The organism is Streptomyces sp. NBC_00483 (assembly GCF_036013745.1).
Lineage (GTDB): Bacteria > Actinomycetota > Actinomycetes > Streptomycetales > Streptomycetaceae > Streptomyces.
Window position 1 is genome coordinate 1,544,533 of the sequence record NZ_CP107880.1, and the last position, 12,920, is coordinate 1,557,452.

Genomic DNA, 12,920 nt, shown 5'->3' on the forward strand with positions numbered 1-12,920 from the left:
GAGCCGTGTCACCTGAGCGTGTCGCAGTCATCGGCGTGGGCGTCGTGGGTGCCTGCGTGGGCTGGAACCTGGCCCGCCGCGGCGCCCATGTCGTCCTGGTCGACGCGGGCAAGCCTGGCGAAGGGGTCAGTAACTGGTCGTTTTCCTGGGTCAACGCGAGTAATAAGACCGTCAGCAGGGGCTACTTCGATCTGAACGTCGCCGGGCTTGCGGCGCACCGGGAGTTGGCCGGGGTGCTGGGGGCCGGCTCCTGGTGGCATCCCACTGGTCATCTGCGCTGGGCGGACGAGGGCGCGGCGGAGGTGAAGCTCCTGGAGACGGCGGAGTTGCTGGGGAGGTGGGGGTACCGGGTCGAGGCGTGTACGGGGGCCGAGGTGCGGCGGCGGTTCGAGCCTGCGGTCAGCGTTCCCGATGCAGCCCGTGTGCTGTTCTATCCCGACGAGGGGTGGGTGCACGGGCGGCGGCTCGTCGGGCGGCTGGTCGAGGAGGCCGTCGCGGCCGGTACCGAGGTTCGGGTCAGCACCGCCGTGCGTGACATTCGGACCGGTGCGGATGGTGGTGTTCGGGCGCTTGTTCTTGGTGATGGGAGCGCGGTCGATGTCGACGTCGTCGTGAATGCCGCCGGACCCGATGCCTCGCACGTTGCCGGGCTCGTCGGGCGGGACCTGCCGATGCGTCGGGAGCCGGGCGCCGTCGCCCGGGTCGACTGCGTCGAGGTGCCGGTGCGGCGTGCCATGCATACGCCGCACATCGAGATCCGGCCCGACGGGGACGCGTCCGTGGTGCTGCACAGCCGGGAGATCGACGCGCTCATCGATGCGGAGGAGGGCGCCAGAGATCCGGACGAGTTCGGGAGGCTGCTCCACGCGTCCGCACAGCGCGTCGTCCCTGAGCTCGCCCAAGCCCGTATCGCAGGGACTCGTGTCGTCAATCGGCCGATTCCCGTCGACGGGTTCCCCTCCGTAGGGGCCGTACCGGCCGTGCCGGGCTACTACGAAGCCGTCACCCACAGCGGCATCACGCTCGGGCCGGTCATCGGACGACTGCTCGCCGCGGAGATCCACGGCGGGAGCAGCGACGCGCTGCTCGCAGGCTTTCGGCCGGAGCGGTTCTCCCGATAGGGGGCCGCCCCGGTAAACGTCCGTCCGCCACGCCGACGCCGGCGAGAGGATCCTGCCGCGCGTCACTCACCCATGACAGGCCGACGTACCGCACGCACCATGGGCGGACCCCGGACGCGGTACGTCCAGCGTCGGGTTGCGGTCGAAGAAGCCGAACGGCTTGAGGGTGAAGCCCGTGTGGTCGACCGGCATGACCGGCCAGTCCTCGGGGCGCGGGGCGTGGGTGAGCCCGAACGTGTGCCACAGCGTGAGGGGTTGGCCGTCGAGGTCGCGGTCCGCGGCAGCGTATGCGGGCAGGCCCGCGCCACCGGGGTGCTGGTTGACGAAGTCGCCTGCCGGGTAGCGCTCGGCGGCGTCGGAGCGGGTCACCCAGAGGTGCCTCGTGGCGAAGGCGGCGCGCGCGGTGACCGAGGACGCCGGGTCGGCGAGCAGCGTCGGCTTCCCCTCCGGGAACAGGGCGTAACCGACGGGCCTGCCGAGGTGGTTGAGGGACTCCGGGTTGGTGATGTGCCACGTGCGGTCGGCGGCCGGGTCCGCGTCGCGCTGCGCCGCGCGCTCGGTGAGCAGCGGGGTGCGGCGCAGCGTGAAGGCGTTGCCGCGCGGGTTGTCGGGGGCGACCGGGACGCGGACGGCGTCGACCTCCTCGACGCGGTTGGTGACTCCGTCGACGGCCATGTCGAGGCGTGCGCAGAACAGGTGTTGGTGGAAGGGGGCGCCGAGCCCCGGCGCGATCTCGGCCCGGAACCGGTCGTCGCCCTCGTACGCGGCGGTGAAGACGACGCCGGTCGCCTTGGCCTCGAAGGCGATGGTGCCATCGAGGTACAGGTACCAGTAGAAGCCGTAGTCGTAATTGCCGATCGTGGTGAAGAAGGAGAGCACCATGCGGCGTTGGCGCCGGGTCTCGGCGGAGCCCGCCCACAGGTCGGTGTGTTTCCAGAGGATCCCGGCGTCCTCCTCGTGCAGGCAGATCGCGTTGCGCAGGGTCTGCGGTGCGCCCTGTTCGTCGGCGATCACGGCGTCGAGGTAGGTGATGTCGCCGACGCAGTCGCAGCCCAGCTCAAGGGAGTTGGCGCAGCGGCCGATCAGATACTCGCCGGTGTCGAAGTAGTTCTGCCAGGAGCGGACCGGGGACGGGTCGGCGTAGGGCACGACCATTTCCGCGATGGAGGCGCGGTGGATGATCGGGCGGGTGCGGCCGGTGTCGCGGTCGGCGAAGGCGATACGGTGCAGGACGAGGCCCTCGCGGACGTCGAAGCCGATGTCGAGCGACCAGTTCTCCCACGTCAGGCGGTGGCCGTCGAGGGCGAAGCTCGGGCCGTCGGGCTGGGTGACCTCGATGGGGCGCTGGGTGGTGCGCGGCGGCCCCGTGACCTCGGGGTCGTCGAAGTTGCCGGAGCCGGTGGGGACCGGGACGGGGCCGAGGTCGATGACCCGGTCGACGGTGCGGCTGGTGACATCGACGTAGCCGACGAGCCCGTCGACCGGGTGCGCCCAGGCGTGGTCCGCCTCGTGGTCCTGCACGAAGGCGAGGCCGCGCAGGATGCGCCGCCCGGTCTCCTGCGGATACTCGTCGGCGTACACACCGGCGGACAGGGGTGCGACCCGCACCTTCCGCACGTCGAGGCCCCGGCGCTCCAGGGCAGCGAGCCACCGCTCGTCCTTGGCGAGCACCTCCTCGACGGCGCCGAACTCTTCTTCCAGTACGGGGAGTTGTCCGTCCTTCGCCGGGTCGAGCTGCCGGTCGGACACCACACGCCCGTCCGTCAGGGACACCACGACGTCGCGGGCGGGCGCTCCGGCCGTGTCCTGGAGCAGGACCCGCACCCGGCGCCATTCCGCGTCCGCTGTCCCGCCATTGAACAGCGCTTCCTTCGCGGGTTCTTCGAGCCCCAGATAGGCGAAGCGGGTGGTGTCGGCGAGCAGGTCCGCGGCGCTCAGGATGTTCCGGGCCGCCCGGATCTCCTCGGCCGTCACCGGTGCGAGCGGATCGTGATCGTGCAGGTCACTCATGAGTCGCTCCCGAAGCTTTGCCCTACGTCCGTGTCCTGGCGAACGTAGGCCGGTGGAATCGCGCCGGTGCGGCAGCGCGTGCACGCGTAGGCGCCATTGCGTGCACCCAGTGGTGTCCCGCGCCCGGCGCGAAGGGTCAGGGTCGCAGCATGCCGTCCCGGCCGGGAACGGTCCACCGAGCGACCTACGGAGTACGCACATGGACCATCGCCATGACCACCTCTACATCGGCGGAGCGTGGGTGCGCCCCAGCACCGGGCGGCGGCTCGCGCCCGTCGACCCGAGCACGGAGCTGCCGCTCGGGTCCGTCCCCGAGGCGGTGGAGGCGGATGTCGACGCGGCGGTGCGCGCCGCCCGTGCCACCTTCGACTCCCCTGGTTGCTGGGCGAGTTGGGAGCCTGCGCGGCGCGCCGAGGTGATGGACCGGTTCGCCGCGGAGCTGGACGCGCGGGCGCAGGACATCGCGACGCTGGTCAGCGCGCAGAACGGGATGCCCGTGAGCATCGCCCGGCAGCTGGAGGTCGGCTATCCCGGCGCGGTGCTGCGCTACTACGCGGGCCTGGCACGCGAGACCGCGTTCAGCGAGGTGCGCACCGGACTGCTCGGCGGCTCGGTGGAGGTGCGGCGGCTGCCGGTGGGCGTCGTGGCCGCGATCGTGCCGTGGAACTATCCGCAGGTCCTGTCCATGTTCAAGATCGCGCCCGCGATGGCGGCGGGCTGCACGGTGGTGCTCAAGCCGTCCCCGGAGACGGTGCTCGATTCGTACCTGGTCGCCGAGGCCGCGCAAGCGGCCGGGGTGCCGGCGGGGGTGCTGAACTTCGTACCGGGCAGGCGCGCGGCGGGCGCCCATCTGGTGGCGCATCCGGGCGTGGACAAGGTCGCGTTCACCGGCTCGACGGCCGCGGGCCGCGCCATCGGCGAGACCTGTGGGCGTCTACTGCGGCCCGTGACACTGGAGTTGGGCGGCAAGTCGGCCGGTATCGTCCTCGACGACGCCGTGCTCGACCCGGCGGTCATCGGCCAGGACCTCGTCGCGGCCACGCTCACCAACAACGGCCAGACCTGCTTCCTCAGCACCCGCATCCTCGCCCCGCGCGGCCGCTACGCGGAGGTCGTCGACCTCGTCACCGACCTGGCCGCCTCCCTGCCCGTCGGCAACGCCCTGGACGCGAAGACCCTCGTCGGCCCGCTGGTCAGCGAGTCGCAGCGCGAACGGGTCGAGGGGTACGTGGCCAAGGGCGTCGCCGAGGGCGCCCGGCTCACCACGGGCGGCCGCCGCTCGGCCGGACTCGACCGCGGCTGGTTCCTGGAGCCGACCGTCCTCGCCGACGTCGACAACTCCTGGACCGTCGCCCGCGAGGAGATCTTCGGCCCGGTCCTGTGCGTCATCCCCTACGAGGACGAGGAGGACGCCGTCCGCATCGCCAACGACTCCGACTTCGGGCTCGGCGGCACCGTATGGACCGCCGACCTGGAGCGCGGCGCGGCCGTCGCCCGCCGCGTGCACACGGGCACGATCGGCGTGAACGGCTATCTGCCGGACCCCGTCGCCCCGTTCGGCGGCGCGAAGGCGAGCGGCCTGGGCAGCGAGCTGGGCCCCGAGGGACTCGCGGCGTATCTGCGGTACCAGAGCGTGTACGGGGTCGGCGCACGCTGACCTCGGAAACCCGCGGGGCCGCGGTCGCTCACGGGTGCGGCGCCCCGGCCGCCGCACCCACCCGCACGGCCGTGCCGCGCGCCCACGCGCTGGAGGCGAGCACGCCGAGGACGGCGACACCCGCGCCGAGGGCCAGGACGAGCCACCACACTCCGTGTGCGGCACCGGTGAACTCCGCGCCGCCGCCCGCGAGATGCGGGCCCATCACCGCGCCCGAGACGGCGACACCCAGGGTGGTTCCTGCCTGCCGTCCGGTGGAGGCCAGCGCCCCGGCCAGGCCGGCCATCGAGCGCGGCATACCGGAGATCGCCGAGTTGCTGATGGGCGGGTTGACCGCGCCGACGAAGACACCGAACAACAGGTAGACCGCGAGAACCGCGACGAGCGGAGTGTCCGGGCCGAGCCCCAGCGACAGGCCGCCGCCGAGGGCCAGGGCGCCTCCGGCGATCACCAACGGGAGCCGGGGGCCGCGCGCACCGACCATGCGCCCGATGCGCCTTGACACCAGGAGCACCGGCACTCCGACCGGGAGCAGGCAGAGACCGGCCGTGACCGGCGGCAGACCGCGTACGTCCTGCAGGTACTGGGTGGTGACGAACAGGAACGCGCCGAACCCGCACAGCGCCAGGAGCGCCGTCACGATCGCCGAGCTGAACGGCACGCTGCGGAACAGGCGCAGCTCCAACAGCGGGTCGCTGCGCCGCAGTTCGTATCCGACGAGGCCTGCCGTGCCGAACGCGGCGAGTGCGAGCAGCCCGACGATGGGCCAGGAAGTCCAGCCAAGCGCCCCGGACTCGATGATCGCGTAGACGACGCTGCCCAGGACCACGACGATCAGCACCTGTCCGACGGGGTCGAACCGGCGGGCGCGGGCGGCGCGGGACTCGGGCACGTACAGCGCGGAGCACACGATCGCCACCGCCACGATCGGGACGTTGACCCAGAAGACGGCCCGCCAGCCGAACGTGTCGACCAGGCCGCCGCCGACGATCGGGCCGAGCGCGAGGGCGAGGCCCGACATCGAGGTGAACACGCCGATGGCGCGGGCCCGTTCGGCGGCGCCGGTGTAGGTGTTCGCGACGATCGCCATGGCCACCGGGTTGAGCATCGTGCCACCGACGGCCTGCACGGCACGCGCGGCGATGAGCCAGCCGATGCCCGGCGCGAGGCCGCACAGCAGCGAGCCGAGGCCGAACGCGGCCAGGCCGCACTGGAAGATCCGTCGGCGGCCGAACCGGTCGGCGGTGGATCCGGCCAGGACGAGGAACGCGGCCAGCACCAACGTGTAGGCGTCGACCGTCCATTGCAGGCCGGACTCGGAGGCGCCCAGGTCGCGGCGCATCGCGGGAAGCGCGACGTTGACGATGGAGATGTCCATCACGACGACCACGATGCTGAGGCAACAGATCGCCAGGACAAGGGACTTGCGGCGCGGGCCCGGGTCGCCGACCGCCGCCGTGGGAGAGCGCAAGGAGGAACTCATGACCGCGACGCTAGAATTGAGAGCGTGCTCGAAATCAAGCCCGAATCCACGTCCCGAGCCATCCCCGCAGCAGGCGTGAGCATCGCCGAGGCGGCCCGCCGCACCGGGGTCAGCGTGCACACCTTGCGCTATTACGAGCGCGCGGGCCTGGTCGTCAGCCCCGTCGACCGCACCAGTACCAATCGCCGCCGGTACCGGGAGCTCGACCTCAAGTGGATCGTCATCTGCACCAAACTGCGCGCCACCGGCATGCCCATCCGCGGCATCCGCGTCTACGCCGAACTGGTCGCGGCCGGTCCTGGCAACGAGGCGGAGCGGCTGGCGCTGCTCGAGGCCCATCGCGCCGAGGTGCTGGCCAAGTTGGCGGAGACCCGGGAGAACCTGAAGATGATCGACCACAAGATCGACGTCTACCGGGACAGCATGGCCGCGGGCGAGGCCGACCGGTTGTGGGCCCCGGTCGACCCCCGGCTGCCGTGATCACCGCATGAACAGACCCCCGTTGGCGTCCCAGCACGCGCCGGTCACCGTGTCGGCGTGCTCGGCGGAGAGCAGGACGACCATGTCGGCGATGAACTGCGGGCGGCCGAGGCGGCCCACCGGGATCACCGTCTCCATCTGCGCGAGCTTGTCCGGGTCCACGGTGCGGCGCACCACCGGCAGGTCCTGCGGGCCCGGCGAGACGGCGTTGACGGTGACGCCGCGCGGGCCGAGGTCGCGGGCGAAGACCTTGGTGAGCGTGGCGACGCCGCCCTTGGCCGCCGCGTAGTGGGCGCCGGTCGCCGTGCCGCCGTTCTGGCCCGCGAGCGAACCGAGGTTGACGATGCGTCCGTAGCCCCGCTCGGCGAAGTACGAGCCGAAGACCTGGCAGCCGAAGAAGGTGCCGTGCATGTTGGTCTCCACCACGGCGGCGAAGCTCTCCGGGGTGATGTCCATGAGTGACTCGACCTTGGAGTGCCCGGCGTTGTTCACGAGGACGTGCACCGCGCCCCACTGTTCGACGAGCCGGTCGCGGGCGCGGGCGAAGGCTTCCTTGTCGCGGACGTCGAGGGCGAGGCCGACGGTGTTCTCGCCGGTCGGGTCGAGCTCGGCCGCGGCCTTGGCGGCGGCCTCCTCGTCGAGGTCGGCCAGGGCGACCCGGTACCCGTGGTCGTAGAAACGCGCGGCGATGCAGCCGCCGAGGCCGCCGGCCGCCCCGGTGACCAGGACCACGCGGTGCGTGTCGTCCTCCCAGCGCTCCCCCACACCCTCCGGGCTCACTTCGTCACGTCCGGCAGCGGGCGGCCGACGCGGGCCTCGATCTTCATGTACCGCCACAGGCCGTACTCGCCGACCTGCACGGTGCGGAAGAGGTTGCAGGCCGCGGCGACCGTCGGTTGGTCCACGACGTCGGCGAGGACATAGCTGGTCCAGGGCCAGGATCCGGAGGGGCCGACCATGTGCTGGTCGTCGTCGATGGTGCCGATGACGTTGACGCCCGGCAGCTCGTGCAGCTGGCGCAGCATGCTGGTGAAGCCGTCCCAGACTGCCTTGCCCTGCCCGGTCGGCAGGTCGAAGAAGTTCTGGTTGACGCCGATACAGAACAGCACCCGCAGGGGTGCCTGGGGGGAAGTGGACATGGTGGGGTCGCCTTTCGTGAGCAGGGTTCGGAACTGGCCGGACTGGGTTCAGAGATAGCCGGGGAACGGGTCGACGCCCATGAGCACCGCCCCCGCCCCGTCGTACAGGCCCTCCTGAAGGAACGCGTGCTGCGGCACCACGGAGGCGTCCCGCAGATAGCGCTGCATCGGGCTGCCGTCCGCGATGGCCCGGATGCCCGCGAGCTGGTAGGCGGTGCGGGCGACGTCGAAGGAGTCCTGCGCGAGGGCCGTGGAGGCGAGCCGCAGCAGGCTGGCCTGGTGCGCGGTGGCCGGATCGCCGCTCAGCACGGTCTCCCACACCTCTTCGGTGATCTCGTAGAAGAAGGCGCGGGCCGAGCGCAGCCGGGCCTCCGCCCGGCCCACCGCGATCCGGTACGCGGCCCGGTCGGCGGCGACAGGACCTCCGGTGTAACTGGCGCGCCCGCCCTCGGTGATGACCTGGTCGAGCGCGGCGCGCGCCACGCCGAGGCCGACGACGGCGAGGACCTGCGCCGCGTACGGCACGGCCGGGTAGCGGTAGAGCGGTTCGTCGACGGTCGGCTCGCCGCCGCGGACGAAGGTCCACTCCTCGGGGACGACGACGCCGTCGACGGCGAGGTCGTGGCTGCCGGTGCCGCGCATCCCGATGACGTCCCAGTTCTCGACGATCTCGACGTCCTCGGGGCGCAGCACCGCGGTGCGCGGCCGGCCCGCCCGGTCCTCGCCGACCTTGATGCCGACGCCGAGGACGTCGGCGCCCTTGCAGCCGCTCGCGAACTTCCAGCGGCCCGAGATCCGGTAGCCGCCGTCGACCGGTTCGGCGGGCTGGACGGGGAAGAGGCCGCCGGCGAAGGCGACGTCGGGCCCGTCCGCGTACAGCTTCTTCTGGGTCTCCAGCGGCAGCGCCGCGAGATAGATCAGGGAGGAGCCGAAACTCGCGACCCAGCCGGCCGATCCGTCGACCCGCGATATCCGCTCGATCAGGCGCAGGAATTCGGCCGGTGGCAGCGGTTCGCCGCCGAAACGGCGGGGCGCGCTGGCGCGGTAGAGGCCCGCCTTCTTGAATTCGGCGATCATGTCGCGCGGTACGTGGCGCCCCGCCTCGAATTCCGCCCTGCGCTCGGCCACCAGGTCCAGCACGTTGTCCAATGTCTGCGTCATGCGTCATTCCCCTGCCTGACCGGCGAGTTGATCGCTCGAACTCGTTTCACGGACAAAACTAGGTGCGGCCTTCTGCGCCAACAATTGGGAATCAGTAGGGACGTGTAGGGGATTTCCCTGATCGTTTACGAGCCGGGGCCCCCGGCGCCCGCGGCTCCCCTCAGCGGCAGCCGGAACCGGAAGACGGTGCCGCGCGGGGAGTTGGGGAACGCCTCGATCTCACCACCGTGGCGGGTGATGATGCGATGGCTCAGGGCGAGGCCGATACCGTGACCGTTGCCCTTCGAGGTGAACACGCCGTCGAAGATCCGTCCGTCCGACGATGCCGGCAGTCCGCCGCCGGTGTCGCGCACCTCGACCTCCGCACAGTCGGCGTCCCTGCGGGTGGCGATGGTGACCTGCCCCGGTTCGTCGGGCCAACGGGCCATCTCCTCAAGGGCGTTGAACGCGAGGTTCATGACGACCTGCCCGATGAGCACCTTCTCGCAGCTGACGGGCAGATCCGCTTCCGTGCGTTCCCAGCGCACGGCGATCTGGTGCGCCCTGGCCCGTACGTCGACGAAGTACGCGCAGTCGGCGACGATGTCGTTCACGTCGGCGGATTGTTTCGCGTCCTCCAGGCGCACCACGTAGGCGCGCAGGCTCGACAGGATGGTGGTGGCTCGCTCCAGTTGGCGGGTGGCGTGGTCGAGGCCCCAGCGCAGCGAGCCGGGCTCCGGGGTGTCGTCGATGCGGCCGAGGGCTCCCGCGACGAAGTTGTGGGCGGCCGCGATGGGCTGGCTGACCTCGTGGGCGATGGCCATCGCCATGTCACCCATGGCGTTGTAGCGGGCCAGGTGGTTGAGGTACTGGGCGTCGCGCCGGTGTTCCTCCTCGGTGTGCACCGTGTCGGTGATGTCGTGGAAGAGGAGCAGCAGGCCCCGCAGGTCGTTCTCGATGTCGATGTACTGGCAGCGCGCCGCGAACCAGCGGTCGGGGCCGCCGCCCGCGCCGTCGGGGACCGAGAGCCGGTAGCGGGTGTCGGTGGGGCGGCCGCCGCGTGAGGTGTCCTTCAGTACGTCGCGCAGGACGGCGCTCGAATCGGCCGCGAGGAACTCGGTGAAGTCCGTGCCGAGCATGGCGTCGGGGTCCCGGTCGAGCAGGATGCCCGCGGATTCGCCCGCGAAGACGATCCGGCCGTCGTCGTCGAGCACCACGATGCCCTCGTCGAGGTTGCGCAGGAACGCCTGCAACCTGGCCTCGGTGCGGGTGAGGTCGCGGCGGGTGGCCTTCTCCTCCGCGATGTCGCGGAACTGCACCATGACGACGGGTCCGACCGACAGTTCCACGCGCTTGGCGAGCGCCTCGCTGAGGATGTCGGTGCCGGACTTCGACCGGTAGCACCACTCGATGCGGCTGCGGCCCTCGTCGGCGGCGCGCTGGAGCCAGGCGACGCCGATGTGCCGCGCGTACTGCGCCGCGTTGGAGCTCATGTCGGGGGCCTTGAGCGGCTTCAGCTCGTCGAGGGTGAAGCCGAGCGCGGTGCGCGCGGCGGGGTTGGCCCACAGGATGTCCTTGGTGCGGGCGTCGTGCACCAGGACGCAGTGGTCGACGGCCTCGAAGAGTCGGGTCAGGTCGGGGCAGGCGAGGTCGGCGGTGGCGGGCATCGGGCGTCACACCTCCTCGGGGCGCAGGCCGCAGCGCATCATGTCGCCGATGAGCGCGCCGAGGGTGTCGGCGTCCGTCTTCTCGCGGATGCGCGCACGGTGGGCGTCGACCGTCTTCAGGCTGATGCCGAGCTGCCGCGCGATCACCTTGCTGGGGATGCCCTCGACGACCTGGCGCAGGATCTCGCGTTCGCGCGGGCTGAGGTGGGTGATCCGCTCGCGCAGGGAGCGCTGCTCGGTTCGGCGCGCGTAGCGTTCGCCCGCCTCCCGCAGGGCGTTCTGCAGGATGTCGAGCAGTCGCTGGGGATCGTAGGGCTTCTCCAGGAAGTCGACGGCCCCGGCCTGCAGGGCGCGCACCGACATGGGGATGTCGCCGTGCGCGGACACGAAGACGATGGGCAGCGCCGCGCCCTGGGCGTTGAGGAGTTCCTGTACGTGGAATCCGCCGATGCCCGGCATGCGTACGTCGAGGACGAGGCAGGCCGGGCGGTCCGGGTCGAAGGCGTCGAGGAAGGCGTCGGCGTCGGTGAACCACTCCGTCCTGATGTGCACGGACTCCAGCAACCAGGCCAGGGAGAGGCACAGTTGCTCGTCGTCGTCGAGCACGTAGACGAGGTCGGCCGCCGGTTCACCTGTCATGATTCCTCGCTTCCTTCGTGCGTACGTGCCTCCACCCCATCACCCGGTCGCAGGCGGCCGAGGACCACTCCCCCGGCGAACACCGCGACCACGGTCAGTTCCAGGATCAGCGCCGTGGTACCGGACGCGGACACCAGGGTGGTGAAGTTGCGCAGCGCCAGTACGGTCGCGCCGCACAGCAGGGCGATCGCGAGCAGTGGGGCGAGCATGGTGTGCCAGATCCTCCCATCGAGCCGCGTCCTGCGGAAGAACACGATCACGGACACCGAGGTGAGCAGGTACAGCAGCATCAGGGCGAGCACGCTGACGCCGCCGCCCCAGGTCAGCAGCGTGAGCACCGGATCGGCCCCGGCGAGGGCGAACGGCACGACGAGGACGGCGGCGAGCACCGTCTGGGCCAGGCTCGCCGCGTAGGGCGCCCCGTGCCGGTTGGTGCGGGCCAGCCCGCGGGGCAGCACCCCGGCCTGGCCGAGCGAGTGGAAGTAGCGGTTGATCCCGTTGTGGAAGGCGACGACGCCCGCGAGCAGCGAACTGGCCAGCAGGATCTGCGTGACATCACCGGCCCAGCCGCCGAGCGTGTCCGTGAGGGGTGTGAGGACGACGGACGTGGCATCGCCCTCGCGCAGCGCGTCGAGCGCCGCCCCCTGCACCCGGTCGGCGCCGTAGTAGCTCACGATCATCCAGGAGACGAGGGCGAAGAACAGCGAGATCACCGCGACCGACACATAGGTGGCCCGGGGCACCGTGCGCGCGGGGTCCCGTGCCTCCTTCGCGTACAGGGCGGTCGACTCGAACCCGAGGAGACAGCCGATCGCGAAGGTCAGCGCCACGCCGGGCGCGCCGGTGAAGAAGGCGGACGGGGCGAACGACCCGGCGATGTCGAGGCCGTGCGGGCCGCCGCCGCTGAGGAGTTGATGGCCCGCGAACAGCAGCAGCACCGAGGTCTCGGCGACGACGAGCACGGCGAGCAGACGCGCCCCGAGCTCGATGTTGAGGGAACCGAGCGCCTGCACGAGGAGCATCGTGGCGAGCGTCCACGCCCACCACGGCAGATCGAGCGAGAGGTAGCGCTGCCCGAGTCCCTGCGCCACCACGCCGTACAGGCCGTAGAGCGCGGCCTGTGTCGCGCTGTAGCAGAGGATCGCCGCCTGCGAGGCGCCGACGCCGAGCGGCCGGCCGAGGCCGCGTGTCACGTACGCGTAGAAGGCGCCGGCGTCGGTCACGTGCCGGCTCATCGCGATGAACCCGACGGCGAACAGGCCGACCATGACGCCGACCACGAGATAGACGGCGGGCGCGGCGCCGCCGTTGCCGAGGCCGAGCGGGATGGGCAGGGTGCCCGCGACGCCGGTGAGGGGCGCCTGCGCGGACAGCACGAAGAACACCATGCCGGTCACGCCCACGGCGCCCTTGCGCAGCCGGGTGCGCGGCTGCTGTCCTGCATCCGGTCCTGCGGACTGCACGGTCACGAGGTCTCCTTGCGGCCGGAGTTCGGTGGGGTCGGGTCGTACTGTGCGCGCGGCGGGCGACCCCGGAGTGCGGGTACGTGCATCCGTTACCGCCTTTGCATGCACGCAAGTGCGG

At 71.4% G+C, this 12,920-nt stretch carries 11 protein-coding genes; 3 read left to right on the top strand and 8 right to left on the bottom strand.

The annotated features are described in order from the left end of the window. Positions 1-5 precede the first annotated feature (5 nt). A complete protein-coding gene (locus OHA73_RS06610; protein WP_327654483.1) occupies positions 6-1,121 on the top strand; it encodes an NAD(P)/FAD-dependent oxidoreductase in 1,116 nt (371 codons plus the stop codon). 66 nt (positions 1,122-1,187) lie between these two features. Here OHA73_RS06610 and OHA73_RS06615 read toward each other — a convergent pair whose 3' ends face one another. Continuing rightward, positions 1,188-3,131, bottom strand: a complete 1,944-nt coding sequence (locus tag OHA73_RS06615) for a primary-amine oxidase (protein WP_327654484.1) — start codon at positions 3,129-3,131, stop codon at positions 1,188-1,190. A 199-nt stretch (positions 3,132-3,330) separates the two neighbouring features. Between OHA73_RS06615 and OHA73_RS06620 the strand changes: the two genes are divergently transcribed. After that, positions 3,331-4,788 (top strand): aldehyde dehydrogenase, encoded by a 1,458-nt coding sequence (locus tag OHA73_RS06620; protein ID WP_327654485.1) that lies wholly within the window; start codon positions 3,331-3,333, stop codon positions 4,786-4,788. A 28-nt stretch (positions 4,789-4,816) separates the two neighbouring features. Here OHA73_RS06620 and OHA73_RS06625 read toward each other — a convergent pair whose 3' ends face one another. Further along, positions 4,817-6,271, bottom strand: a complete 1,455-nt coding sequence (locus OHA73_RS06625) for a DHA2 family efflux MFS transporter permease subunit (RefSeq protein ID WP_327654486.1) — start codon at positions 6,269-6,271, stop codon at positions 4,817-4,819. A 24-nt stretch (positions 6,272-6,295) separates the two neighbouring features. Here OHA73_RS06625 and OHA73_RS06630 point away from each other — a divergent pair, with 24 nt between their 5' ends. Continuing rightward, the gene (locus OHA73_RS06630; RefSeq protein ID WP_267071709.1) at positions 6,296-6,751 is read left to right on the top strand and encodes a MerR family transcriptional regulator; all 456 of its coding nucleotides are present in this window, start codon (positions 6,296-6,298) and stop codon (positions 6,749-6,751) included. Here the strand turns inward: OHA73_RS06630 and OHA73_RS06635 are convergent, their stop codons facing one another. The 6 genes from OHA73_RS06635 to OHA73_RS06660 all read right to left on the bottom strand — a co-directional run bounded on the left by OHA73_RS06635 (position 6,752) and on the right by OHA73_RS06660 (position 12,805). Continuing rightward, the gene (locus tag OHA73_RS06635; protein WP_327654487.1) at positions 6,752-7,531 is read right to left on the bottom strand and encodes an SDR family NAD(P)-dependent oxidoreductase; all 780 of its coding nucleotides are present in this window, start codon (positions 7,529-7,531) and stop codon (positions 6,752-6,754) included. Beyond that, positions 7,528-7,890: a hypothetical protein gene (locus OHA73_RS06640; protein ID WP_266716416.1), complete on the bottom strand. Its 363-nt coding sequence runs from the start codon at positions 7,888-7,890 to the stop codon at positions 7,528-7,530. Before OHA73_RS06640 ends, OHA73_RS06635 begins: the two co-directional genes overlap by 4 nt. Positions 7,891-7,938: 48 nt before the next feature. Then, positions 7,939-9,051, bottom strand: coding sequence for an acyl-CoA dehydrogenase family protein (locus OHA73_RS06645; RefSeq protein WP_266716414.1), 1,113 nt, complete (start codon positions 9,049-9,051; stop codon positions 7,939-7,941). 125 nt (positions 9,052-9,176) lie between these two features. Beyond that, on the bottom strand, positions 9,177-10,697 hold the full coding sequence (locus tag OHA73_RS06650; RefSeq protein ID WP_327654488.1) for an ATP-binding protein: 1,521 nt from the start codon (positions 10,695-10,697) through the stop codon (positions 9,177-9,179). 6 nt (positions 10,698-10,703) lie between these two features. Further along, positions 10,704-11,336 (bottom strand): response regulator transcription factor, encoded by a 633-nt coding sequence (locus tag OHA73_RS06655; protein ID WP_266716410.1) that lies wholly within the window; start codon positions 11,334-11,336, stop codon positions 10,704-10,706. After that, on the bottom strand, positions 11,333-12,805 hold the full coding sequence (locus OHA73_RS06660) for an APC family permease (protein ID WP_327654489.1): 1,473 nt from the start codon (positions 12,803-12,805) through the stop codon (positions 11,333-11,335). Before OHA73_RS06660 ends, OHA73_RS06655 begins: the two co-directional genes overlap by 4 nt. Positions 12,806-12,920: the final 115 nt, after the last annotated feature.

Bases quoted from the DNA above. Each gene is read 5' to 3' on its own strand.
- OHA73_RS06615 (WP_327654484.1), bottom strand. From the start codon at position 3,131: ATGAGTGACCTGCACGATCACGATCCGCTCGCACCGGTGACGGCCGAG.
- OHA73_RS06620 (WP_327654485.1), top strand. From the start codon at position 3,331: ATGGACCATCGCCATGACCACCTCTACATCGGCGGAGCGTGGGTGCGC.
- OHA73_RS06625 (WP_327654486.1), bottom strand. From the start codon at position 6,271: ATGAGTTCCTCCTTGCGCTCTCCCACGGCGGCGGTCGGCGACCCGGGC.
- OHA73_RS06640 (WP_266716416.1), bottom strand. From the start codon at position 7,890: ATGTCCACTTCCCCCCAGGCACCCCTGCGGGTGCTGTTCTGTATCGGC.
- OHA73_RS06645 (WP_266716414.1), bottom strand. From the start codon at position 9,051: ATGACGCAGACATTGGACAACGTGCTGGACCTGGTGGCCGAGCGCAGG.
- OHA73_RS06650 (WP_327654488.1), bottom strand. From the start codon at position 10,697: ATGCCCGCCACCGCCGACCTCGCCTGCCCCGACCTGACCCGACTCTTC.
- OHA73_RS06655 (WP_266716410.1), bottom strand. From the start codon at position 11,336: ATGACAGGTGAACCGGCGGCCGACCTCGTCTACGTGCTCGACGACGAC.